Annotated in this window: 23 protein-coding genes; 12 read left to right on the top strand and 11 right to left on the bottom strand. The window is 71.4% G+C overall.

Annotation, left to right across the window (positions count from 1 at the left end; all coding sequences use genetic code 11):
- The first annotated feature begins 126 nt into the window (after positions 1-126).
- A complete protein-coding gene (locus CP984_RS14415; RefSeq protein ID WP_030181658.1) occupies positions 127-3,411 on the top strand; it encodes a tetratricopeptide repeat protein in 3,285 nt (1,094 codons plus the stop codon).
- A gap of 87 nt (positions 3,412-3,498) precedes the next feature.
- On the opposite strand, the gene CP984_RS14420 is transcribed toward CP984_RS14415, so the two are convergent.
- Positions 3,499-3,771, bottom strand: a complete 273-nt coding sequence (locus tag CP984_RS14420; protein WP_030181656.1) for a membrane protein — start codon at positions 3,769-3,771, stop codon at positions 3,499-3,501.
- A 4-nt stretch (positions 3,772-3,775) separates the two neighbouring features.
- Positions 3,776-4,648 (bottom strand): mycothiol conjugate amidase Mca, encoded by an 873-nt coding sequence (gene mca, locus CP984_RS14425; protein ID WP_003981952.1) that lies wholly within the window; start codon positions 4,646-4,648, stop codon positions 3,776-3,778.
- Between the two features lie 94 nt (positions 4,649-4,742).
- On the opposite strand from mca, the gene CP984_RS14430 reads away from it, so the two are divergent.
- Both CP984_RS14430 and greA read left to right on the top strand, forming a co-directional pair.
- Positions 4,743-5,153: a DUF4307 domain-containing protein gene (locus tag CP984_RS14430; protein WP_003981951.1), complete on the top strand. Its 411-nt coding sequence runs from the start codon at positions 4,743-4,745 to the stop codon at positions 5,151-5,153.
- 271 nt (positions 5,154-5,424) lie between these two features.
- Positions 5,425-5,922 carry a transcription elongation factor GreA gene (greA, locus tag CP984_RS14435; protein ID WP_003981950.1) on the top strand — a complete coding sequence of 166 codons (498 nt, stop codon included), beginning with the start codon at positions 5,425-5,427 and terminating at the stop codon, positions 5,920-5,922.
- A gap of 156 nt (positions 5,923-6,078) precedes the next feature.
- On the opposite strand, the gene CP984_RS14440 is transcribed toward greA, so the two are convergent.
- The 3 genes from CP984_RS14440 to ilvA all read right to left on the bottom strand — a co-directional run bounded on the left by CP984_RS14440 (position 6,079) and on the right by ilvA (position 9,471).
- The gene (locus tag CP984_RS14440) at positions 6,079-6,939 is read right to left on the bottom strand and encodes an ABC transporter permease (protein WP_003981949.1); all 861 of its coding nucleotides are present in this window, start codon (positions 6,937-6,939) and stop codon (positions 6,079-6,081) included.
- Positions 6,936-7,994, bottom strand: a complete 1,059-nt coding sequence (locus tag CP984_RS14445) for a daunorubicin resistance protein DrrA family ABC transporter ATP-binding protein (protein WP_003981948.1) — start codon at positions 7,992-7,994, stop codon at positions 6,936-6,938. The genes CP984_RS14440 and CP984_RS14445 overlap by 4 nt, the downstream gene beginning before the upstream one ends.
- Positions 7,995-8,253: 259 nt before the next feature.
- On the bottom strand, positions 8,254-9,471 hold the full coding sequence (ilvA, locus tag CP984_RS14450; RefSeq protein WP_003981947.1) for a threonine ammonia-lyase: 1,218 nt from the start codon (positions 9,469-9,471) through the stop codon (positions 8,254-8,256).
- Between the two features lie 345 nt (positions 9,472-9,816).
- Between ilvA and CP984_RS14455 the strand changes: the two genes are divergently transcribed.
- From CP984_RS14455 to CP984_RS14465, 3 genes are all read left to right on the top strand, one after another.
- Positions 9,817-10,317, top strand: coding sequence for a MarR family winged helix-turn-helix transcriptional regulator (locus tag CP984_RS14455; protein ID WP_003981946.1), 501 nt, complete (start codon positions 9,817-9,819; stop codon positions 10,315-10,317).
- A 124-nt stretch (positions 10,318-10,441) separates the two neighbouring features.
- The gene (locus CP984_RS14460) at positions 10,442-11,029 is read left to right on the top strand and encodes a sigma factor-like helix-turn-helix DNA-binding protein (protein ID WP_003981945.1); all 588 of its coding nucleotides are present in this window, start codon (positions 10,442-10,444) and stop codon (positions 11,027-11,029) included.
- Positions 11,026-11,277, top strand: coding sequence for a hypothetical protein (locus tag CP984_RS14465; protein WP_003981944.1), 252 nt, complete (start codon positions 11,026-11,028; stop codon positions 11,275-11,277). Before CP984_RS14460 ends, CP984_RS14465 begins: the two co-directional genes overlap by 4 nt.
- A 76-nt stretch (positions 11,278-11,353) precedes the next feature.
- Here CP984_RS14465 and CP984_RS14470 read toward each other — a convergent pair whose 3' ends face one another.
- On the bottom strand, positions 11,354-12,514 hold the full coding sequence (locus CP984_RS14470) for a cystathionine gamma-synthase (protein ID WP_003981943.1): 1,161 nt from the start codon (positions 12,512-12,514) through the stop codon (positions 11,354-11,356).
- Positions 12,515-12,675: 161 nt separating this feature from the next.
- Here CP984_RS14470 and CP984_RS14475 point away from each other — a divergent pair, with 161 nt between their 5' ends.
- The 3 genes from CP984_RS14475 to CP984_RS14485 all read left to right on the top strand — a co-directional run bounded on the left by CP984_RS14475 (position 12,676) and on the right by CP984_RS14485 (position 15,194).
- On the top strand, positions 12,676-13,782 hold the full coding sequence (locus CP984_RS14475; RefSeq protein WP_003981942.1) for a hypothetical protein: 1,107 nt from the start codon (positions 12,676-12,678) through the stop codon (positions 13,780-13,782).
- Positions 13,783-14,012: 230 nt separating this feature from the next.
- Positions 14,013-14,681: a peptide-methionine (S)-S-oxide reductase MsrA gene (gene msrA, locus CP984_RS14480; protein ID WP_003981941.1), complete on the top strand. Its 669-nt coding sequence runs from the start codon at positions 14,013-14,015 to the stop codon at positions 14,679-14,681.
- A gap of 276 nt (positions 14,682-14,957) precedes the next feature.
- Positions 14,958-15,194 carry a hypothetical protein gene (locus CP984_RS14485; RefSeq protein ID WP_139679688.1) on the top strand — a complete coding sequence of 79 codons (237 nt, stop codon included), beginning with the start codon at positions 14,958-14,960 and terminating at the stop codon, positions 15,192-15,194.
- 217 nt (positions 15,195-15,411) lie between these two features.
- Here the strand turns inward: CP984_RS14485 and CP984_RS14490 are convergent, their stop codons facing one another.
- The gene (locus tag CP984_RS14490) at positions 15,412-16,137 is read right to left on the bottom strand and encodes a TetR/AcrR family transcriptional regulator (RefSeq protein ID WP_003981939.1); all 726 of its coding nucleotides are present in this window, start codon (positions 16,135-16,137) and stop codon (positions 15,412-15,414) included.
- A 160-nt stretch (positions 16,138-16,297) separates the two neighbouring features.
- Between CP984_RS14490 and CP984_RS14495 the strand changes: the two genes are divergently transcribed.
- The 3 genes from CP984_RS14495 to CP984_RS14505 all read left to right on the top strand — a co-directional run bounded on the left by CP984_RS14495 (position 16,298) and on the right by CP984_RS14505 (position 18,793).
- Positions 16,298-17,752: a serine hydrolase domain-containing protein gene (locus CP984_RS14495; protein ID WP_003981938.1), complete on the top strand. Its 1,455-nt coding sequence runs from the start codon at positions 16,298-16,300 to the stop codon at positions 17,750-17,752.
- Positions 17,753-17,859: 107 nt separating this feature from the next.
- Positions 17,860-18,276 carry a hypothetical protein gene (locus tag CP984_RS14500; protein WP_030181638.1) on the top strand — a complete coding sequence of 139 codons (417 nt, stop codon included), beginning with the start codon at positions 17,860-17,862 and terminating at the stop codon, positions 18,274-18,276.
- 82 nt (positions 18,277-18,358) lie between these two features.
- Positions 18,359-18,793: an acyl-CoA thioesterase gene (locus CP984_RS14505; protein ID WP_003981936.1), complete on the top strand. Its 435-nt coding sequence runs from the start codon at positions 18,359-18,361 to the stop codon at positions 18,791-18,793.
- Positions 18,794-18,840: 47 nt separating this feature from the next.
- On the opposite strand, the gene CP984_RS14510 is transcribed toward CP984_RS14505, so the two are convergent.
- The 4 genes from CP984_RS14510 to CP984_RS14525 all read right to left on the bottom strand — a co-directional run bounded on the left by CP984_RS14510 (position 18,841) and on the right by CP984_RS14525 (position 23,595).
- The gene (locus tag CP984_RS14510) at positions 18,841-20,163 is read right to left on the bottom strand and encodes a serine hydrolase domain-containing protein (protein WP_003981935.1); all 1,323 of its coding nucleotides are present in this window, start codon (positions 20,161-20,163) and stop codon (positions 18,841-18,843) included.
- 241 nt (positions 20,164-20,404) lie between these two features.
- Entirely contained in the window at positions 20,405-21,676 is a 1,272-nt protein-coding gene (locus CP984_RS14515; RefSeq protein WP_003981934.1) for a DUF2786 domain-containing protein, read from the bottom strand.
- A gap of 73 nt (positions 21,677-21,749) precedes the next feature.
- A complete protein-coding gene (locus CP984_RS14520) occupies positions 21,750-22,994 on the bottom strand; it encodes a L,D-transpeptidase (protein ID WP_003981933.1) in 1,245 nt (414 codons plus the stop codon).
- A 220-nt stretch (positions 22,995-23,214) separates the two neighbouring features.
- The gene (locus CP984_RS14525) at positions 23,215-23,595 is read right to left on the bottom strand and encodes a hypothetical protein (protein ID WP_003981932.1); all 381 of its coding nucleotides are present in this window, start codon (positions 23,593-23,595) and stop codon (positions 23,215-23,217) included.
- Positions 23,596-23,704 lie beyond the last annotated feature (109 nt).

Consider the following 23,704-nt stretch of genomic DNA (forward strand, 5'->3'; position numbering starts at 1 on the left):
TGCGGGGCCGATCTGCGGGGGCCGGGACGGGGGTGCTGTATCGGTTGTCGGGGTGGGCCGGGAGGCCGGGGGTTGCGGGAGGACCGGAATCCGCCGGGACGCTGGGAACTGCAGGAGGGGGAAGGCATGCCGGGCTCACTGGCTGTGCTGCGTGACAGCCACCGGGCGGATGCTCAGGGGCTGCTGACGCGGGCCGTCGAGGAGGAGGTCCGCCGCTCGGGCGGGACGCTGGACCGGGGCGTCCTGTTGTCCAGGGCGAACGCGGCGCTGGACGAGCTGGCCGGCAAGGCGGCCGAGGAGTACGGCGCGTACGTCCACGCGCTGGACGAGTCGGCGGCCGGTCAGCGGCCGCTCTCCGAGCGGCTGTCGCGCAAGGAGCTGGGGACGCCCATGGTGGCCACGCTGGTCGCGGCGGCCGCCGCGTTCGGCACGGACCTGGCGTACGGCACGGGCGCCGGCCCGGCCCTGGGCGTCGGCGCCGCCGCAGTGGTCGCGGGCGCCGCGGCGACGGTCGTGAAGCTGACCGCGGGGCACTGGCCCGCGGCGCACCGGCAGGCGGGCATGCGCGGGCAGCCGGGCGGCCCCGAGCAGCTGCGGCTGCAGTGGCTGACGGCCCTGGAGGTACGCGGCATCCGGCCGTTCCTGGACCAGCAGCGGATGCTGACGGCGGCGACGCGCGGCGGCTCCTCCGGCGCGTCCACGGCCCCGCGGCCGTCCCGGGTGTCGCAGCTGCGCGGCGCGGACCGCAGCGCGGCGGCCCGCCAGCGGTCCGTGCTGGAGCAGTCCTTCGCCTACCTGCCGCGGCCGGCGGAGCCGTTCGCGGGGCGGCGGGCGCATCTGCGGCAGATCGCGCAGTGGGTGCAGGCGGCCCGCGCGAGCACGGAGACCCGGCCCACGGTCGTGGTGCTGCACGGCGAGCCGGGCTCGGGGCGTACGGCGCTCGCCGTACGGGCCGCGCACCAGCTGCGGGACCAGTTCCGCGGCGCGTGCGTGGTGGACCTGCGCGGCGACACGCCGGGCGAGACACCGCTGCCGACGCGGGACGCGCTGCTGCATCTGCTCAACCGGCTGGGCGCGCCGCGCGAGCAGCTGCTGTTCCGGGAGCGGCCCTCCCATGAGCAGCACGTCAAACGGCTCACGGAGCTGTATCACAAGCACCTGACGGGCCTGCCCGTCACCGTCCTGCTGGACGACGCCTCGGACCCGGAGCAGGTGCGCCTCCTGGTGCCGGACCGCTCCGACAGCCTGGTGCTGGTGACCACCCGCGAGCCGATGCAGCTGCCCGGCGATCTTCAGGCGTGGGTGCACCAGCTGCCGGTGGGCGCGCTGGATTCGGTGGGCACGGAGGAGTTGCTGCGGGCCGCTGCCGACGAGTCCGAGGGCGAGACCGGTCCGTACGACCACCAGTCCGTCGAGCGGATAGCGCAGCTGTGCGCCGGGCTGCCGCTGGCGCTGCGGGTGGCCGGTTCGTCGCTGGGCGCGCGGTCGCCCGCCACGCTGGCCGCAGCCCTGGAGGAGAGCGCCGCGCGCCCGGCCGCCGGAGGCCGGACGCCCGCGGTCGAGGCGGCCCTGTGGCTGCGTTACACGGACCAGTCGGAGACGGCCCGGCGCCTGCTGCGCCGCCTCGCGCTGGTGGGGCGGGCCAGCCTGGGGCCGGCCGCCGCGGCGGCGCTGCTGGGCGTGGCCGAGCAGGAGGCCGAGCGGCAGCTCGCCGACCTGGCCTCGGCCGGGCTGGTCGAGTACGCGCGCAGCGACCGCTACCGCCTGCACGCGCTCGTCCACCACTTCGCGCACGCCCGTCTGGTGGACGAGGAGGACCCGGCCGAGCGCGGCATCGCCCAGGAGCGCCTGATCCGCAGTTACGCGGAACTGGCCGACTCGGTGATCCGCCTGGTGGACGGCCGTACGTCCACCCGAGCCGACCGCTTCGGCTCGCACGGCTTCACGTCGCTGGACGCGGCCCTTCAATGGCTGGACGACGAGACCAGCTTCATCACGGCCGCGCTGCGCCACGCCGACCAGGACGTGGACCAGGCGACCGTCTCCCATCTGCTGGGCGCGCTGGCCGACTACTGCCTGCTGCGCGGTGACCTCTACCGCCTCGGCGAGCTGAGCGAGCTGACCAAGGCCGCCGACCAGGGCCTGCTGGTCCGGTCGGTGCAGTGGCGCACCGGCGTCGCGGCCCGCCAGCTCGGCGAGCTGGACAAGGCTCGTACGACCCTGAGCTCGGTGGTCGACCTGTACTTCGAGGCACAGCACCCGGTGGGCGCCGCCCGCGCCCTGCGTGACCTGGGCATCACGCTCCAGCAGCAGGGCAATCTGACGGAGGCGGCGGCCAAGCTGCGCGAGGCCATCGACATGCAGTCCGGCGACGACGTGCGCGGCGACCGGGCCTGGACGCTGCACGCCCTGGCGGCGGTCGAGCGCGACCGCGCGCAGGTGGCGGAGGCGCTGGCGCTGCTGCGCGAGTCCCTTGAGCTGCACCGGGAGAGCGAAAGCGTGCACGGCCAGGCGTGGGCGCATTTCCAGCTCGGCCAGGTGTATCTGCGGATGGGCGAGGTACCGCGGGCGGAGAGCGAGTTCCACGCGGCCATGGATCTGTACCGCCGTACGCACGACGACCGCGGCGAGGCGTGGGCGATGACCCAGCTGGCGCGGGCCCGCCTGGTGGACAGCGACCCGGACCCGGCGGTGGACCAGCTGCGCCAGGCCCTCCCCCTGCACCGCCGGTACGAGGACGCCCGCGGCGAGGCATGGACGCTGTACTACCTCGGCCAGTCGCTGGAGGAGCAGGGCGACCTGGACGCGGCGCTGCGGCACCTGGAGCGGTCGCGGACGATGTTCAGCCGGATGCAGGACGGCTACGGCCTGGCCTGCGCCCGGCACCACTCCGGGCGCGTCACCAGGGACCTGCGGGCGGCGCAGACCGGCTCGCTGCGCAACAGCGGCTTCGCCCGGCAGCTCTTGCAGGACGCCCGCAAGGACTTCCAGCGGATCGCCGTACCCCACGGACAGGCATGGTCCTGCCTGGAGTTGGTGATCATCGACGCGGGCAACGGCCGTACGGGGCAGGCGCTGGAGCTGGCCGACGAGGCGGCGCGCACCTTCGCCGGCTACGGCGACCGGCGCGGCGAGGACTGGGCCCGATTCCTGCGCTGCACGCTGCTGCCGTTCGCCTCACCGGGCGGCTCGGTGGTCGGCACGGCCGTGGCGCAGGAGGAGCTGGCGCAGCTCGTACAGGACCGGCACCCCACCCGCGACTCGAAGCTGGAGGACTGTGCGGAGACGTTCGCGCTGCTGCTGGACCGCGGCGTGGAGCCGGAAACGGGATGGGAGGCATGGCGGCTCGGCATGGTCCCGAACCGCCACGCGCGCGAGGTCATGGGCGTGTCCATACCCCCCGCGCAGTAAGAGCCCCGGCCGGGGTGCGGACGCAGGCTCTGACGCCGGACGGGCCGGCGGGCCGCAGCCCGCTCCGTCCGGCGCCGGGGGCGCCGCTCAGCCGGTCTTCGGCTGCGCCTTGCCCGAGGTCCGCTGGGCGGTGCCCTTCGCCGCCTCCGCACCGTCGGAGGCGGCGGGCGCCTCCGGGGCCTCCTCGAAGTCGACCTTCTTCATGTGCCTGTTCATGGACTTCATCAGCAGCCAGACGGCGCCGCCGATGACCGCGAACACGATGAAGCCGAGGACGCCGGGGGTCACCTTGTCCTTGTCGAAGCTGTCGGCAAGGGTGACGAAGTGCGTCACGGCGAGGGTGCTAGTCGCGCTCATCATGGAGTCAATTGTTGCGGATGCCCGCGAAGAGGTCGTCCTCGGGGAGGGACGTGTCCACCAAAGACTTGGCGAGCTCGTACTCCTCCGTCGGCCAGACCTCCCGCTGGATGTCCATCGGCACCCGGAACCAGCCGCCGTCCGGGTCGATCTGCGTCGCGTGCGCGATCAGCGCCTTGTCGCGGATCTCGAAGAAGTCGGCGCAGGGCACGTACGTGGTCAGCGTGCGCTCGCGGCGCTCGAACTCCTTCCAGCGCTCCAGCCACTCCCCGTACGGCGACTCCAGCCCGCGCTCCAGCAGCGCCTCGTGCAGCGCGACGGTGCGCGGCCGGTTGAAGCCCTGGTTGTAGTAGAGCTTCTGCGGCTGCCAGGGCTCGCCCGCGTCCGGGTACTTCTCCGGGTCGCCGGCCGCCTCGAAGGCCACCATCGAGATCTTGTGGGTCATGATGTGGTCGGGGTGCGGATAGCCGCCGTTCTCGTCGTAGGTCGTGATGACCTGCGGCTTGAACTCCCGGATCAGCTTCACCAGCGGCTCGGCCGCGGCCTCCACGTCCTGGAGGGCGAAGCAGCCGTCGGGCAGCGGCGGCAGCGGGTCGCCCTCGGGCAGCCCGGAGTCGACGAATCCCAGCCACTCCTGCTTGATGCCCAGGATCTCCCGGGCCTCGTCCATCTCCTTCTTCCGTACCTCGTGGATGTGCTCCTCGATGTACGGGTCACCCTGGAGCTTCGGGTTGAGGATGGAGCCGCGCTCCCCGCCCGTGCAGGTGACGACCAGCACGTCCACCCCCTCGGACACGTACTTGGCCATGGTGGCCGCGCCCTTGCTCGACTCGTCGTCGGGGTGGGCGTGCACTGCCATCAGTCGCAGCTGCTCAGTCAAGACTCGATCCTCAGTGAAAGGCCGGAGTAGATGTTTCCTATAGTGACCGAAGCGTGGGGCGATTAATTCCGGAGCCCCCGGCAGGAGGTCGATCATGACGGCGGTGCGCGAAGGACGGCCCGACGGGCGCTACGGCCGCTCGGCCGACCAGCGTGCGGACCGCAAGCTGAAGATCCTCGGCGCCGTGCTCGGCGTGGCGCTCCTGGGCGTGGTCGGCTGGTCCGGCTGGTCCTACATCGCCGGGCAGGACCTCAGCGGCCGGGTGATCACCTGGAACCGGGTGTCGGACCACGCGGTCAAGGTGCACCTGGAAGTCGTCAAGGGCAAGGACGACACCGGCGTGTGCACGCTGCGCTCGCAGGCCGACAGCGGCGCCGAGGTGGGGCGCAAGGACGTCACCGTGGACGCCCCCAAGGAGCAGGTGGACGTGGAGGTCACGATCCGTACGACGGAGCGGGCGACCAACGCCGTACTGGTCGGCTGCACGTCCGCGGACCACGGCTGACCGGCGCAGGCCGCCTCACGGCCCCCGGCGCGCACCGCCCCGCGGCCGCCCCGGCGGACCGCCCCCGGCCCGCCCACCGCCCGGTGTGTCGCCCGGCACATCCCGTGCCCGCGCGCTGACCGGCCACGATCCGGGCCGACGCAGTTCTCGGCAAAATATCTCTTCCCCGTTTTGTGCCGGAATTGTTAGGCTCGTGGTTTCGCCCACCCGTGGAGGCGCAGCCTTCCTGGTAGGGCGTTTGATTTATCCCCAGCACCGACGAGGAGCACCTGTGACCCAGACCAGCGACAACGTCACCTGGCTGACCCAGGAGGCGTATGACCAGCTCAAGGCCGAGCTGGAGTACCTGTCTGGTCCCGCACGCGCCGAGATCACCGAGAAGATCGCGGCGGCCCGCGAGGAAGGTGACCTGAAGGAGAACGCCGGGTACCACGCGGCCAAGGAGGAGCAGGGCAAGCAGGACCTTCGCATGCGCCAGCTCAAGCAGCTGCTGGAGACCGCGAAGGTCGGCGAGGCCCCTGCCGCCACGGGTGTCGTGGCCCCCGGCACGGTCGTCACCATCGCGTTCGACGGAGACCCGGACGACACGCTGACGTTCCTGCTGGCCTCGCGGGAGTACGCGAGCTCGGACATCGAGACCTACTCCCCGCAGTCCCCGCTGGGCAGCGGCGTGAACGGCAAGAAGGTCGGCGAGACCGCCGAGTACGAGCTCCCCAACGGCAAGAAGGCGTCGGTGAAGATCCTCGACGCCCAGCCGTACCAGGGCTGAGCGCCCCGCGGCGCCCGCCCGTGGCAGACGACGACCGGCCCGGAGCCCCAGCGGCTCCGGGCCGGTCGTGTGTGTACGGGGCGACGGCGTACCGAGGTGACGCGCCCGCGCGGGGCGCCCGGCCCCCGCTCCCGGGCCCGCCCGCGCGCCCTCGGCTCAGGCCGTGGCCGACCGGTACTTGCGCACCGCGAGCGTACGGAAGGCCACGATGATCAGGACGGACCAGATCAGCGACGCCCACACCGGGTGCTGCATCGGCCAGGCGTCGGGCGCCTTGTAGTTCGGCGGCAGGTTGCCGAACAGCTCACGGGCGGCCTGGACGGTGGCACTGAACGGGTTCCACTCGGCGATGTGCCGCAGGAACGTCGGCATGTTGTCCGAGGGCACGAAGGCGTTCGAGATGAACGTCAGCGGGAAGAGCCAGATCAGCCCGCCGGAGGTGGCGGCTTCCGGGGTGCGTACGGACAGGCCGATGAGCGCGCCGATCCAGGAGAACGCGTACCCGAGCAGGAGCAGCAGCGCGAAACCGGCCAGGACCTTGCCGAGGTTCTCGTGGGAGCGCCAGCCGACCAGGAAGGCGACGACCGCCAGGACGACCAGCGTCAGCGCGGTCTGCACCAGGTCGGCGAGCGTACGGCCGGTGAGGACGGCGCCGCGCGCCATGGGCAGCGAGCGGAACCGGTCGATCAGACCCCGGTGCATGTCGTCGGCGATGCCGGCGCCCGCGCCCGCGGTGGCGAAGGTGACGGTCTGCGCGAAGATGCCGGCCATCAGGAACTCGCGGTAGGCCGCGGACGAGGTGCTGCCGCCGACGTTGATCGATCCGCCGAAGACGTAGCTGAACAGCACGACGAACATGATCGGCTGGATCAGCCCGAAAATGACCATCTCCGGGATGCGCAGCATGCGTATCAGGTTGCGTTTGGCGACGGTCAGGGAGTCCCGTACGGACTGGCTGATCGCGCCGCGCCGCTTCGGCACCCCGACGCGCGGGGCCGCTGGGGTCACGGTGGTCACTTGGCGCTCTCCTCGGTCTCGGGTGCCCGCTTGCTGGCGCGGCGCGCCGAGCGCGACGCCCGGCCGGAACCGGCGCCGCCGTCGGCATCGCCGGCCTCGCCGCCGGACTCCGCGGCTTCGGCGGCGTGGCCGGTCAGCGAGATGAACACGTCGTCCAGGGTGGGGCGGCGCAGTCCGATGTCGTCTATCTCCACGCCGCGCGCGTCCAGTTCGCGGATGACCTCGGCGAGCAGCTTGGCGCCGCCGGTCACCGGCACGGTGATCTTTCGGGTGTGCTGCTCGATCTTGCTTTCGCCCTTGCCGAAGCCGCGCAGCACCTCGTCGGCGGTGCCGATGTGCTCGGCGGCGTGCACCACGACCTCGACCCGCTCGCCGCCCGTCCGCGCCTTGAGCTGGTCGGACGTGCCGCGGGCGATGACCTTGCCGTGGTCGACGACGCAGATGTCGTGTGCGAGGTGGTCGGCCTCTTCCAGGTACTGGGTCGTGAGCAGCAACGTCGTGCCGCCCGCGACGAGTTCCTGGATGACCTCCCACAACTGCTGGCGGTTGCGCGGGTCCAGGCCGGTGGTGGGCTCGTCCATGAACATCACGGGCGGGCTGACGACCAGTGCGGCGGCCAGGTCGAGGCGGCGCCGCATGCCGCCGGAGTAGGTCTTGGCCGGCCGGTCACCGGCGTCGGCGAGGTGGAAGCGCTCCAGCAGTTCGGTGGCCCGGGCCTTCGCGTCCCGGCCGCTCATCTGGTAGAGCTGGCCGACCATGGTCAGGTTCTCACGCCCCGTCAGGTATTCGTCCACGGCGGCGAACTGGCCGGACAGGCCGATGGAGCGGCGTACTTCGTCGGGGTGCTTGAGGACGTCGATACCGGCGACGACCGCGCTGCCCCGGTCGGGCCTGAGCAGGGTGGTGAGGACGCGTACGGCGGTGGTCTTGCCCGCACCGTTCGGGCCGAGCAGACCGAGGACGGTTCCTTCGGGGACGTCGAGGTCGACGCCGTCCAGAGCCCTCACCTTGCCGAAGGTCTTGACCAGACCCTCGGCGTAAATGGCGCCTGGCATGTGGGTACTCCCAAGGTATGGGTTAACTCCAGGAAGAATTTTACTTTTCGGACAACGCCTGCGCTATGGGCACATGTCCGGTAACGGGGGTGCGCCCAGCGCACGGCGGCGCGCCCCGTCGACCCGAACCATAGCGCACACGCGATACATCGCGATATACGACAGAAGGCGTTTGCGTACCCGGGGCAGCGTGAGCCGCGCGATCTCCCCGGCCCCACGACTCGGCCCGGCGGCAGCACCGCCCGGCCCGCGCAGGACCTCAGCCCATGACGGTGTAACCCGCCTCCCGCAGGGCCGCGCCGACCTCGGTGCAGTGTTCCGGGCCCTTGGTCTCCAGGTGCAGCTCCACCTCCGCTTCCGTGAGTCCGAGGCGCGGATCGGTCCGTACGTGGCTCACGTCGAGGACGTTGGCGTCGACCTCCGAGAGCACCGCCAGCAGCGTCGCCAGGGCGCCCGGCCGGTCGGTGAGCCGCAGGCGCAGGGACAGATAGCGTCCCGCGGCGGCCATGCCGTGCCGCAGGGTGCGCTGCATCAGCAGCGGATCAACGTTTCCTCCCGACAGCACCGCGACCACCGGCCCCTCGAAGGCTTCGGGCCGCGACAGCAGCGCCGCCACCGGGCTCGCCCCCGCCGGCTCCACGACCAGCTTCGCGCGCTCCAGGCAGAGCAGCAGGGCGCTGGAGAGCTCGTCCTCGGTGACGGTACGGACCTCGTCGACGAGATCGCCAATGATTTTGAACGGTACGTCGCCCGGCCGCCCCACCTTGATGCCGTCCGCCATCGTCGTCGGCGCCTCGATCGAGACCGGCCGCCCGGCCGCCAGCGAGGGCGGATAGGCCGCGGCGCCCTCCGCCTGCACCCCGATGATCTTCACATCCGGCCGTACGGACTTGACCGCCAGCGCGACCCCCGCCGCCAGTCCGCCGCCGCCGATGCCCACGACGACCGTGCGCACCTCCGGGCACTGTTCGAGTATCTCCAGGCCGACCGTGCCCTGGCCCGCGATGATGTCCCGGTGGTCGAAGGGGTGGATGAAGACCGCGCCGGTCTTCCGCGCGTACTCCTGCGCGGCGGCCAGCGTCTCATCCACGACATGGCCCTGCAGCCGCACCTCGGCGCCGTACTCGCGGGTCGCGGCGACCTTCGGCAGCGGGGCGCCGACCGGCATGAACACCGTCGAGCGCACGCCCAGCAGGGAGGCCGCCAGCGCGACGCCCTGCGCGTGGTTGCCGGCGCTGGCGGCGACCACACCGGCCGCCCGCTCCCGCGGCGACAGGCCCGCGATCCGCACGTACGCGCCACGTATTTTGAAGGAGCCGGTGCGCTGCAGGTTCTCGCACTTCAGATGCACCGGCGCCCCCACCAAAGCGGACAGGTGCCGGCTCCCCTCCAAGGCGGTGGACCGGGAGACGCCGGACAGGATCTTCTGCGCCTCCCGTACGTCCTCGACGGTGAGCGCGGCGGAGGCGGCGGCCACCCCGCCCGCGCCCGGCCCCGAAACGGAGGCGGAACCGGAACCCGGCTCCGGTGACCGGTCCGCACCGGACGCCGCCGCACCTGCCGGGCCTGATGTCGGCCCGGGTGCCGGACCGGCCACAGAACCGGAAGCGGAATCCGAAGGGGAACCGGAGGCAGGAGTGGACTCGTGCGGCGTGTGATCGTCCATGCAGCCCAGTCTTACAGTTCGGCACGCGACGGGTCCGTCCGGCCGCCGGACCGGTGCCAGGGTGGCACGTCTTTCGACAGCGCCGGTACGGTCCGCGTCCGGGCCGCGTACTCTGTCCCCCAATCCGTACGCATCCCATGAAGCGAGCTCCCGGCCATGCCCACCTCTTCGGACATGACGACCCACACCGACACCGCTCTTCTCGACGCGCTGCAACACCAAGTCGCCGTTTTCGCCCGCCGCGCCGAACAGAGCCGGCTCGGCGGCGTCGGCCAGGCGCGCAATTCCATGGACCGTGCCGCCTACCTGCTCCTCAACCGCCTGGACAAGGAAGGCCCGATGGGTGTCAAGGCGCTGGCCGCCGGCATGGGCATCGACTCCTCCACCGTCACCCGGCAGGTCGCCCCGCTGGTCGACTCCGGCCTGGTCAACCGCGCCTCGCACCCGGAGGACGGGCGCGCGGTCGTACTCCAGCTCTCCGAGCGCGGCCGGTCCCGCCTCGAAGAGGTACGCGCCTCCCGCCGCGCCCTGATGGCGCTGGTCACGGAGGAGTGGACGGAGGAGGAGCGGGACGCGTTCTGCACCCTGCTGACGCGCTTCAACGCCTCGCTGTCCACGGTCACGGCGACGCTGCCGGCGGTGCCGTCCACTTCCTGAGCGGGGCGAGAGGGCGCCGGCACGGCGCACTCCCCCACCCGTCTTCCGGCGGGGCGCCTCCTTGGGGCCCGGTTTTTCCCGGCCGCCTCTTGACCCGGTGCCGGGCCTGCCGTGCCATGTAGCTGTGCGAGAGCGGCGGGCAGCGCAGGAACGCCGTCGTGCCCGGGAGTTCGAGGCGTTCGTCGCGGGCGCGGCCGGGCGCCTGCTGCGCGCCGCCACGCTGCTGACCGCCGAGCCCGAAGGGCAACCGGCGCCCGCCGCCGAGCGCTTGCTCACGCTGGCCCTGGCCCGTACGTACGCCGCCTGGGACCGGCTGCGCGGCGAGGACCCGTACGACCGCGCGCGCCAGGAGATGGCCGCCCACTACGCGCATTCCGCCTGGCGGGCGCGCCTCCCCCGCGCTCTGCGGCCCGGCACGCCCCCGCCGTCCGGCGGCCTGCTGGAGCGGCTGTCCCCGCAGGAGCGGCTGGTGCTCGTACTGCGGCTCTACGAGGGCGTGGCCGAGGAGCAGACCGCGGCGCAGTTGGGGCTGCCCGCTGAACGCGTCCACACGTTGTGCCTGCGGGCGGTGGGGCATATGCGGAGCAAGCCGCGTGCCGGGCGGTCCGTATCTCTCGGCGGCGAGGCCCTGCACCCCGTACGGGACGTACCAGACTTACCGCACCTACCAGACTCCTCGGCTCCCCAGCGCACGGAAGCCGCGGCGCCATGACCCTCCCCGACCGCAAGGAGGCCGAGGTGCGGCGGATGCTGGACGGGCCGCATCCGCCGGTACCGCCCGACCTGGCGCTGCGCGCGGCCGAAAGCGGCCGGCGGCTGCTGGCGCACCGCCGGCTGGCCCGCCTCGCGCTGTGGCTGCTGGCCCTGGCGGCGCTGGCCGCACTGCTGGTCTGGACGGTGGTCGACCAGCCGTGGCTGCCGCCGCCGGCGCACACCACCCCTCCGCTGGAAGGGTGGTGAGCCGGGCTCCGCCGGTCCGCCGTCCGCACGCGGCGGCCGCGTCGCCCCGGGCCCGCGGCGACCCGGAAGGTACGCCCTATCCCAGCGCCTGGGTGAGGTCCGCCACCAGGTCGTCGATCGACTCGATGCCGACCGAGAGGCGTACGAGGTCGTTGGGGACCTCCAGCAGCGAGCCCGCCGTCGAGGCGTGCGTCATCTTGCCCGGGTGCTCGATCAGCGACTCGACGCCGCCGAGCGACTCACCGAGGGTGAACAGCCGGGCACGGTTGCACACCTCCACCGCGGCCTGCTCGCCGCCCGCGACACGGAAGGAGACCATGCCGCCGAAGGAACGCATCTGCTTGGCGGCGACCTCGTGGCCGGGGTGCTCCGCGAGGCCCGGGTAGTAGACCTGCGTCACCTTGTCGTGCGAGGCCAGCAGGTCGGCGATGCGGGCCGCGTTGGCGCTGTGCCGGTCCATCCGTACGGCCAGCGTCTTCAGGCCGCGCATCACCAGCCACGAGTCGAAGGGCCCGGCGACCGCGCCCATCGCGTTCTGGTGGTAGGCCAGTTCGTCGCCCAGTTCGGCGTCATTGACGACGAGCGCGCCGCCGACCACGTCCGAGTGGCCGCCCATGTACTTGGTCGTGGAGTAGACCACCACGTCAGCGCCGAGGGCCAGCGGCTGCTGGAGGTAGGGGCTGGCGAAGGTGTTGTCCACGACCAGGCGCACCCCGGCGTCGCGCGCGACGGCCGCGAGCGCGGGGATGTCCGTGATGCCGAGGAGCGGGTTGCTGGGCGTCTCCACCCAGATCGCCTTGGTACGGGGCCGCAGGGCGTCCCGTACGGCCTGGGGGTCGGAGGTGTCGGCGACCGACCACTCCACACCCCACCGCTCGACGACCTTGGAGATCAGGCGGAACGTGCCGCCGTACGCGTCATTGGGGATGAGCACGTGGTCGCCGGGCACCAGCAGGGTGCGCAACAGGGTGTCCTCGGCCGCCAGCCCGGAGGCGAAGGCCAGGCCGCGGCGGCCGCCGTCGAGGGCGGCGAGGTTCTCCTCCAGGGCGGTACGGGTCGGGTTGGCGCTGCGGCTGTACTCGTAGCCGCCGCGCAGCCCGCCCACGCCGTCCTGCTTGTAGGTGGACACCTGGTAGATGGGCGGTACCACCGCGCCGGTCGCCTCGTCGGGCTCCTGACCTGCGTGGATGGCAAGGGTCTCGAAATTCTGGGGGCGCTGCTCGCGCTGATCGCTCATATCTGCCGAGGGTAGTCGTCCACACCCGCGAACTTTTCGGAACTTTCTGCTTCGCTGGATAGTGGATACATACAAGACACATACCCGCCGATCCGCACCGCGGCCGTACGCCCCGGTGTTCCCCTCCCCGCCTCCCACGACCGGAATCCGAGACTGACCACATGGACGCTCTGCTGGTTCTCTTCGCCGCTGCCGCCCTCGGCGGTCTCGTCCTGCTGCCGTGGCTGCGGCGCAGGCAGGCCGCGCAGCAGGCCCAGCAGGGCATGGCGGTGGCCGCCGACCCCATGGCGGGCTACGGCTTCGTACCGGCCCAGCAGCTGGACGTACGGCTGCCCGGACCCGACCCGGAGCTGGAGGAGGCCCTCGACGAGATCCGGCGCGCGCACGACTGGCGACCGGCCGCGCAGCTGCTGAGCGCGACCGGAGAGGACTGGGAGCGGCGCTGGCAGCGGGTGCAGACGCTCGCCGGGGCCGCGGCGTTCGAGCTGGCGGAACGGCCGGGGCAGGGCGGCATCTGGCTGCGTACGTGGCGCTCGGAGGCCCCCAAGGACCCGGGCGGCGCGCAGACCCACGCCCAGTTCCTGGTCCTCCAGGCGCTGCGCGACCCGGGCTCGCAGGACTTCCGCATGATCCTGGAGGAGGCCCGCACGGTCTGCCACGAAGCGGCCCTGCTGGCCCCCGGCAGCCCCATCCCGTACATCACCGAGCTGGCCGTCGCCCGTGGCCTCGGCGAGCGCCGTGCCGACTACGACGCGCTGTGGTCGAAGATCACCCAGCGTGCCCCGCACCACATGGGCGCCCACCTCGCCGCGCTGCCCTACTGGTCGCAGAAGTGGCACGGCTCCAAGGAGGAGGCCGCCGCCTTCACCGAGGCCGCCGCCGCGGCCGCCCCCGCCAAGAGCCTGCTGCCCGCCCTCCCGCTCTTCGCCGTCCACGACCATCTGCCCGAGGCCAACATGGTGCGCGGCCTCTTCCAGAGCGCCGTCGTCGAACGCGCCATAGAGGGCGCGCACTTCGCCCTCCGCGAGGCCCCCGCCGACCACCCCATGGCCCCGCACGTCCGGCACCTGCTCATCTGGTTCCTCGTCCACGCCGAGCGCTACGAGGAAGCCCTGGAACAGCTGACCCTCGTGGACGGCCACGTCGGCGCGGTCCCGTGGTCGTACGGCCCCAGCCCCGCCGCCGAATACGCCGCCTACCGGGCCCAGGCCGTGGCCGGCTGGGAGCGGGGCGGGGGGACACCTGCGGACTTCCGGCCGCGGTCGTAACGGACGGGGCGCCGGAAGCCGCCCGATCCGGCAGGGCGCCGGAAGCCGCCTGATCCGGCAGGGCACCGGAACCAGCCCGGTCCGTGCGGGGCACGGAACCAGCCCAACCCGGCAGAGCACCGGACCCAACCCGGAACGGAATGCTTCCGCGCCCGCCCGGCGTTGAACCCGTCGGCTGCCCTTCCCCATACGTACGGTTTCCCGCCCTCCTGCCATTGGAGCCCGACGCCATGCTCTTCAACCGCTTCAAGAACGCCCTCCCCTCCCCCGACGAGGCCCTGAAGGGCCGCCCCGAGCCCGCCTTCACCGTCCCCGACCGCCACACGGTCCTCGGCACCCCGCTGCTCGGCCCGTACCCCGAGCACCTGCGCGTCGCCGACTTCGGCCTGGGCTGCTTCTGGGGCGCCGAGCGCAAGTTCTGGCAGGCCGAAGGCGTCTGGACGACCCTGGTCGGCTACCAGGGCGGCCACACCCCGAACCCCACCTACGAAGAGGTGTGCAGCGGCCTCACCGGCCACACCGAAGCGGTCCGCGTCGTCTACGACCCCGCCAAGACCTCCTACGAAGCCCTCCTGAAGCTCTTCTGGGAATCCCACGACCCCACCCAGGGCTTCCGCCAGGGCAACGACACCGGCACCCAGTACCGCTCCGCCATCTACACCCACTCCCCCACCGACCAGCAAACAGCCGAAGCCTCCCGCACCGCCTACCAGTCCGTCCTGACCTCCTCCGGCTACGGCGACATCACCACCGAAATCCTGCCGGCCGGGCCCGAGCGGCCGTTTTACGCGGCTGAGGGGTATCACCAGCAGTACCTGGACAAGAATCCGGCGGGGTACTGCGGGATCGGGGGGACAGGGGTTTCCTGCCCGGTGGGGGTGGCGCCCGCCGACGGCTGATGCGGACGTACGCCTACCGAGTGCTCGGCCCTACCTGGGGTATCGCCATCGACCTCACCGCAGATTCAGCCTCGGTGGCGGCCCCTCCCTCCAGCGCCCAGCGGATCAGCAACCGGGTCTGGCTGGACACCACTCCTGTCCTTGGCCATCCCCCCACCGACCGCTCAGGACTGCGCCTCGCCCCGGACGAAGCGAGCTGGCTGCGGCATGGGTTGGGCCTGGCAGCAGAGGCAATCGAGGCAGCCACGACTGCCAGGCCGGCACACGCTGGTCACGGTGCATCGCGTGTTGTTCCCCGAAGCCGACTTCCAGGCGGAGGGACTGGCCGCGGCAATCGTCGAGTGGTCCCAGAGGGAGTTCAGCATGCCCCCGGTTGCCTTCGGCACCTCATTCGATCGTGCCGCCAACCGCTTCGTCTTCACCTGGCAGGCGCACCAACGCCCCCAAGGAGCAGAGGTGCGCAGGATGCGCCCGGCCCGAGATCTGCACGGCCGGTTCCTGCCGAACACATGAGAAAGGACTTGGCCTGGCTGCCCTGCCGCGCAAGCGGACCGCATGGCTCCTTACATCCGAGGCAACGATGCGGGCAACCTCAGACACCAGCAGTACTGGACAAGAACCCGGCTGAGCTTCTCAACTGCGCATCCGTGCATACATTTCGAGATCAGTCGGCCTCGTAACCTGAGATGCCCGGGCACTCGCGAGCGGGGACGGGCACCGGTGTAGCGGTTCAGGTGTTGAGGCGGGCTGTCAGGCCGTCGAGGACCCGGTCGAGGCCGTACGAGAAGGCGTCGTCGCGGATCTGCTGCGGATGGGCGTCCTGCTGGGCGGAGCTTCCCTCCCGCAGCCGTGGGTGTTGCTGTGCGGCCTCGTCGAAGGCCGGTCGCAGGTCCGCCACCCACTCCTGCTCGGTCTTGCCGCTCCGGGCGATCAGCGAGAGGTAGGCGGCCTCGGAGGTGGCGATTCCGATGACGTATGCCGTGAGCGTCCCCGCCGCCTGGTCCTTCTCCTCCGCGGAGAAGCCTGCCGCCTCGAACTGGGCGAGCAGCCCCGATGACATCCGCATGGCGTTCGGCCCGATGTGGACGAGGCCGACCTGGCCGAGCTCGGGGGCGATCCAGGGGTGGCGCAGGGCCATCGCCCGCAGGTCGGTGGCGATGCGGGTGACGGCGGCGCGCCACTGGGACCGGTCGGCGGTGGCCGGCGGCCGGATCTCGCCGTAGACGTCGTCCACGACCAGTTGGATCAGCTCGTCCCGGTTGGCCACGTGCCGGTAGAGGGAGGTGGCCGCCGCGTTCAGGCGGCTGCCGAGCTTGCGCATGCTGAGCGCCTCCGTGCCCTCCTGGTCCAGCAGTTCGATCGCCGCGGCCACGATCTGTTCGCGGGTCAGCTGCTCCCGCTGCGGGCGGCGCGGCCGGGTCCACACCGATGCGGTCGGCTTGTCGTCGGCTGGCATAAGGGCCGGCTCCTCATCTCTCTGATCGTCATCGTCCTGCGGACTTTCCCCCGCGCATCGTAGTGCACGCTGTACGCATCTTGCGTACAGCGTTTTTGAGTGCGTACGGTGTGCGCATCGAGAGAACGGCGTACGCATCACCACAGGGCGGGGAGCAGTCATGTCGCAGAACGTGAGCTGGGACGAGCAGGGCAACTGGGGCGCCGCGGGCGCGTGGGGTTCCCGGGATTCCGCGGGGCGGAAGTTGGACCTCGCCCACTGGCAGGTCCGTCTCGACGCACTGCGCGCCAAGCACCACGTCCCGGGCGCGTCGCTCGCGCTGCTCGTCGACGGCACCGTCCACGAACTGGCCAGCGGCGTGCTGCACACGGGAACGGGCGTGGAGGTGACGACCGACTCGGTCTTCCAGATGGGCTCGATAGCCAAGGTCTACACCGCCACCCTGATCATGCAGCTCGCCGAATCGGGCGTACTGGACCTGGACGCCCCGGTCGTGGACGTACTGCCGGAGTTCTCGGTCGCCGGTCCCGCGGCGACCAGGGCGATCACCATCCGCCGGCTGCTCAGCCACACCGGCGGCCTCACCTGCGACTTCACCCACGACAGCGGGCGCGGTGACGACTGCCTCGCCCGGTACGTCGAGGCCGCGAAGGGCGTGGCCCTCGACTGCCCGCCCGGCACCGCGATCTCCTACAGCAGCGTCGGCTACAACGTGCTCGGCCGGATCATCGAGGTGGTGACCGGCAAGGTCTGGGACCAGGCGCTCAAAGACCTCCTCCTGACCCCGCTCGGCCTGACGCACACCATGACGCTGCCCGAGGAGGCACTGCGGTTCCGCGCCGCGATGGGGCACCTGGGCGAGCCGGGCCGGATGCCGGACCCGGCGCCCGAATGGGACATGATGCCGCGCTCGGCGGGCCCCTACGGCAGAGTCATCGCCTCCGCCGGAGACCTCGCCCGCCTCGCGCGGATGCACCTGGCCGGCGGGGTGGCCGAGGACGGCACGCGCGTGCTCTCCGCGGAGACGGCCGCGCTGATGCAGCGCCGGGTGGTGGACTGCCCCGACAAATGGACGGTCAGCTCGGACGGCTGGGGCCTGGGCTGGACCCTGTACGACTGGAACGGCGTCCCGGGCTACGGCCACGACGGCGCCTCCATCGGACAGTACGGCTACCTGCGCGTGGTGCCGTCGGCGGGCGTCGCGGTCGCGCTGCTCACCAACGGCGGCGGCGCACGGGAGGTGTACGCGGCGCTCTACCGCGAACTCCTCGCCGAACTCGCCGGAGTGACCATGCCGGAGCCCTTCGCCCCGCCCGCCCGGCCTCCCGTGGTCGACTTCGCACCGCTGGTCGGCACGTACCGGCGCGAGGGTGTGGTCATCACCGTGACCGAGCGGGACGGTGCGGGACACGTGCGGTACGCATTCGTCGACGGCATGAAGGACTTCTCCGACCCGCTCGAAATCGATCTGCTGCCGGTGACGGAAACGGTCTTCGCCGGTACGGGGGTGGGCGCGGCGTTCAGCGAGGACTACATGCCCGTCGTCTTCTCCACGCTCCCCGACGGCACGGGCTGCGTCTACATCGGCATGCGCTGCGGCCCCAAGACCGCGTAGGCCCACCCGCCCCGTACGGCTCTCCCCTGTCATGCGGCGAGTCTCACCATGGGACGACAAGCCTTTTGACAGCGTCACCGCGCCCCTGGACCGCCACCATGTGATGCATGGCAACTTCGGGGGCACGCGGCGGTCGTCTGGGCGGGTTGGGCCAATGGTGGGGCGTTCTGGCCGGCGCCTTACTGGTTGCGGCGTGGGTCAATTCCGCCGCCGGACCGGCCTTAGTGATCACACTCTCCGCCCTCGTGGTCCTGTGGAGCTTCTTCCAGGCACCGGTGACGTGCAACGCTCCCGTACGAGGGCGCGCGGACGGCTGCCGCAACAATGCCTCGGGGCTGCTGCTGGGCTGCCACATCCGTCAACACCGCTGGCAGAAACTGAAGATGCTGATCGTCAGGCGGCAGGTCCGCGCCTTCTGCGCCGGTCTGTTCTCGGACGGCAAGGCGACGGTCGTCACGCTGGCCGGCGCGGGAAGCTTCATTTCCGGGCTTGTGGCGCTTGTGCCCGGGGTCGTCGTTCACTGACCGTAAGTGGCTTGTGGGAAGCGGTTGTTGTTGCCACTGTGACGGAGGAAGGCTGAGGAGGCAGAAAGGTGGATGACGGCGCGTGGGTGACGGGCGGGATGAATTCGCTGTGCGGGTTTCCGTACGGGGATACGAGACGGATTCCCAGGGGCATCTGAACGGGAGCGTGTACCTCCAGTACGCGGAGCACGCCCGGTGGTCGGTGCTGCAGGCGGCCGGAATACGGCAGAGCGATCTGCTGGCGAAGGGGGTCGGACCGGTCACGCTGGAGACCACGGTCCGGTATCTGCGGGAACTGCGGGCCGGGGATGAGGTCGAGGTGACGTGCGCGTTCCTGTGGGGGGAGGGGAAGACGTTCCGGATGGAGCAGGAGGTCCGGCGCATTGACGACGGTGGTGTGGCGGCTCGGGTGACGGCGGTGGGCGGGCTGATGGATCTGGAGGCGCGCAGGCTGGTGGGTGATCCGGTGGGGTATTTCCGGGCGTTGGCGGGGGATGTGGGGGTGTTGGGGTTGTGAGGGGAAGGGGCGCGCGGACCGTTGCGGGGTGCCGCGCGCCCCTTGGCTCAGTGTCGTACCGCTGCTGCCAGTGATGCTGTTTCCATGGGGCTGAGGAGAGCGCCGGCGGTCCCGGCTCCCGCCGCGGCCTTGCCGCACAGTGCCTGGATGATGTGCGTGTTCAGGGCGGCGTCGATCGGGTGGGGCCGGGACGGATCGGCGTCCGGCCGCTGGTACTTCATCAGGTTGATGCCCAGCGACACCTGCCGTCGGCCGTCCGGGCTCGTCAGCGCGTAGGTGCCGGCGCCGAACACTCCGCCGTCGTGGCCCCAGAACCGGCCGCACGGCATGTCCTGGGTGTACAGCCCGAGTCCGTAGTACCTGCCCGGGATGCCCGGGACCGGCACGGTGGTCTGCATCTCCCGCAGCTCGGCGGGGGCCAGGAGTTCGCCGGTGAGCAGCGCGCGGTAGAACTGGTTCAGATCGGCGGTGGTCGAGACCAGTGAGCCGAGGGCCCAGGCCCAGGACATGTCGTAGACGCTGTAGTCACGCGGCGGGTCGATCCGGCCGTACAGGGCCTCGTACATCTTCGCGTGCGGGCCCTTGATGTACGGGCTGCGCGGGAAGTAGGTGTGGCGCAGGCCGGCCGCCCGGATGACGTGCCGCGTCAGGTACTTCTCCGCGTCCTGGCCGGTGACCTTGGTCAGGATCAGTCCGGCGAGCACGTAGTTGGTGTTGGAGTACGAGAACACGGCGCCCGGTGCCCCGGTCCGCGGTTCCGCCAGCCCGTACCGGACGAGTTCCAAGGGGCTGAAGTGGCGGAACCGGTTGTCGTCCAGGCTTTGCGGGTCCAGGCGGCGCAGGGACGGGAAGGCGCCCGGGATGTAGTCGCCGATGCCGCTGGTGTGGTTGAGCAGCATCCGTACGGTGATCTGCCGGCCCAGGTCGCCGGGGACGACGCCGGGGAGGTAGCGGGCGACCGGCGCGTCGAGTGCGATCCGGTCCCGCGCGACCTGCTGGAGGATGCCGACCGCGGTGAAGGTCTTGGTGATGCTGCCGATCCGGTGTTCCAGCTGGGAACGGACCGGGCGCCCGGTGTCGACGTCGGCGAGGCCGGCGGCTCCCCGCCATTCGTCCTCGCCGTCGCGTACGGCCGCGTAGACGCCGTACATGCCGGCCGAGTGGACCGCGGCGAGGGACCGGTCGAGGCCCTTGCGGTCGAGGTTCTTGGTGACCAGGTTGTGCGAGGCGGGGGCGGGTGTCGCCGCGGACGCCGGGGGCGCCGCCGTGGCGGTCAGTGCGAGGGCGAGCGCGACGGCGGCTCCCGCGGAGCGCCATCCGGCGCGGTGGCGGCCGGGCCGGCGGAGCAGGGCGGGTATGGGTAAGGGCATGGAGCTGGTCTCCTGTGGAGCGTCTGAGAGCCCGGTGGGCGGGCCGAGCGGAATCGGACCGTACGTTCGCGGGCCGGACAACGGACAGCCGCGGCCGTTTGTCCGGCCACGGCATATGCGGACCATGATTCTCGCGGGCGCGGCGGGGCCCGCCATCCTCCGTGAGCAGGAGCGCGATCCGGCCGGGACGGTACGGCTCGATCCCGTTCCTGGCCGCGGCCTTCGCGTGGCAGGTGAGGCCCTACCCCTCCCGTCGATTCCCCAGCCGCGCCCGATCAGCCGCCGCCCTGCCCTGTTCCCACCCGGCGGCATCGCGCACGCCGCGCATGCGGATGGCGGCGGTTTCGGGGAAGAGGTCGTCGGTGGTTCGGGCTACTGCTACTTCGCGGGCGGCCAGGACCGGGAGGAGGGCGGGGGTGGTGGTTGCGGCCTCGGTGGTGGCCTCGTCCGTGGCTGCTGTCAGGCGGGTGCGGATGCGGTCGGCGTAGGCGACGAGGAACGTCTGGCGGAAGTCGCGGGTGCGGCGGGAGCGGCCGTGGCTGTGGTGGGCGTCGCCTGCGCGATGCATGGCGGTGGTGGCCTGGAGGAGCAGCGATGTGTAGAGGAGTTCGGCGGCCTCCAGGTCGGCTTCGAAGCCGATGAGGGTGGAGAAGCCCACGTCGCCGGACCAGACGGCCTGGCAGCGGTTGGCTGCGGCGACCGCGTCGAGCAGCAGCGCCTTCGCCTGCTCGTACGGGCCCTCGATGCCGATGCGGACGGCGGCGGGAGCGGTGGTCCGGCCGGTGCCGGAGCCTGCGTCGGCTCCGGCGTGGTCGAGCAGCGCCTCGTCGATGCTGTGCCGCGCCATCAGCTCCTGGGCCTTGGCCGACAGGGCCTCCGCCTCCTCCGGATAGTCCGTCGCCTCGGCCTTGGCGAGCAGGCCGCGGATACGGCCCAGGGTCCGGGACTCGGCGGGTGTGTGCGCGCGTACCGGACGGGCGGCCGGAAGGGGCGTGATGCGGGGCAGGCGCGCCAGGACGCGCAGCGCTGCCAGTACGTCGTATGCCGTCTCGAAGCGCGAGCTGCGGCGGCGGCGCGCCAGCTCTTCCAGGTAGCCGGGTTCCGGCGCCCACCAGACGTGGGCTTCGAGGTCGCTCAGCTGGGCCGCCCAGCGGGGGCCGCGGGCGCGCTCCGCCGCCCGGCCCGCGCGCTGCGCCTCGGCAGCCATCGCGTCCACGACGACTGCCGTACAGGGGCCGCCGCCCGTCTCCCTCCGTACGATCCGCTCCAGGTCGGCGGGCTGCCAGCCGCCCTGCCAGCAGCGGCGTACGGCGTCCTCCGCCGCCGCCAGCAGCGCGGCGCCGACGGCCTCCGGGCCCGCGGGGGCGGCCGCCAGCATCGAGGCTCCGGCTTCCAGGGCGTCTTCGGCGGGCGGCCCGTCGTCGGCGTACCGGACGGTGCCGAGCACCGTGCCGACCAGTTCACGGGCCGCGGCCCGGTCCTGCTGCCGCTGTCCGTCCTTGCGCTTGCTCACGAGGTCACGATACGGAGGGCGGGCCCCGCCTACGCACCGGCGGGGGCCCGCCCTCGGAGGGACAGGGGGCGCGCTACTTCACGGCGCTGCCCGCGACCCACTCGTTCCAGTTCATGTTCCAGCCGTTGAGGCCGTTGTCCGGCTTGATGGTCCTGTCCGGGGAGTTGACCATGTGGACCACGTCGCCGATCAGCGAGTTCTGGTAGAACCAGGCGCCGTCCGTGCCCGGGTCGCCGGCGCCCTTGACGTCCTCCAGGCCGATGCAGCCGTGGCTGGTGTTGGCGTTGCCGAAGATGCCCTTGCCCCAGTAGTTGCCGTGCAGGAACGTGCCGGAGCTGGACAGGCGCATGGCGTGCGGCACGTCGGGGATGTCGTACTCGCCCTTGCCGTCGTTGTTCGTGAAGCCGACCGTGGAGCCGTCCATGCGGGTCTGCTGGTACTTCTCCGAGATGACCATCTTGCCGTTGTACGTCGGGTGGTCCTTGCTGCCCGCGGAGATCGGGATCGTACGGATGGTCTTGCCGTCGCGCACCACCGTCATCTGGTGGGTCTTGGCGTCCACCGTGCTGACCTGGGAGCGGCCGATCTGGAAGTTCACCTTCTTGTTCTGGACGCCCTTGACGCCGGGCGCTGCCTCGACACCGTCCAGCTTCATGTCCACGCTGACCTTGGAATTCGGCTTCCAGTAGTCCTTGGGGCGGAAGTCCAGGCGCTGGTCGCCGAACCAGTGACCGACGATCTCCTGGTTGCTGCTGGACGCCACCTTGATCGCGGACTCGACGTCCTTCTTGTTCTTCACCGGCTTGTCGAAGTTGACCGACACCGGCATGCCGACACCGACGGTCGAGCCGTCCTCCGGGGTGTAGTTCCCTATGAAGCTGTTCTTCGGGGAGACCGTGGTGAAGGTCGAGTGCTCCACCGCCTTGCGGCCCTTGGAGTCGGCGGCGTGCGCAGTGATCGTGTACTTGGTCGAGCGCTCCAGCTGCTTCTTCGGCTTCCAGGAGCTGCCGTCGGCGGCGAGGGTGCCCTCGACGGGCTTCTTGTTCTCGCCCGAGGTCATCTGTACGTCGGTCAGCTTGCCGCCGGTGACGCTGACCTTGGCGTCGCTGTTGATGCCCGCGTCGGCCGAGCCGTTCTCCGGCGATATCTTGATCTTGGCTTCGGAGGCGTCCTTCGCCGCCGCCTCGTCGACCTTCTTCGTGTTGTCGTGGCCGCCATCGTCACCGCCGTCGCCACCGCCGCACGCTCCGAGGGTCAGCACACCCCCGAGCAGCGCTGCAGTGGCTATCAGGCCCTTGCGACGCTTGCTGTCCGTCATCACACGACTCTCCATTGCCTTGCTGCCGAACCCGGAAACCCCCGAGCCGGGCGTCGCACCGCAGACTGCCGGGCGACACCTCAGGAACGTCTGTTCCGTTTCGTCCGTTCCATACGTAGGACAGCTGTGGCAAATACCACGCAACCCCCGGACGGGACGGGGCGTCGTCCGGGGGCCGGGTGGTGCCGGTGGCGAGGAGCGCCCGGCGTGCGGTGCCGCCTCAGAAGCGGACCCGCACTCCGTCCGCGGTCTCCGCGCCCTCGGGCTCGTCGTCCTCCGGGTAGCCCTCGTCCTCCGCGTCGTCCCCGAGGACCCACTCCGCGTCCGCGTCGTAGTCGATCTCCTCGCTGCTCCACGACGCCTGGGTCAGCTCCACCCCGGGCACGTCCTCGACCAGGTCGAAGGGGTCCACTAGGTACGCCAGGGCCTCCGCCGGATCGTTCTGCACCGTTTCCCGCGCATGACCGCGCTCCTCCGCGGGCAGGGACGGGTCGGCGTCGATGTGGTCGAGTGCGGCACCGGTCAGCCGGTCCGAGTCCGCGACCTCCATGACCAGTTCGACATGGAGCCGGACAAACCGTGATGTCTCGTCATTGCTCATGTCTGGGAGCGTAAGCACCAGCCGGTCCTGACTTCCCCACGACCCGCGGCTGTCACTAACATCTGTTGTCAACGGTCAATTTGCCGAGCCCACAAGGGGGATCGTTTTC

This window comes from Streptomyces rimosus (assembly GCF_008704655.1).
Taxonomy (GTDB): Bacteria; Actinomycetota; Actinomycetes; order Streptomycetales; family Streptomycetaceae; genus Streptomyces; species Streptomyces rimosus.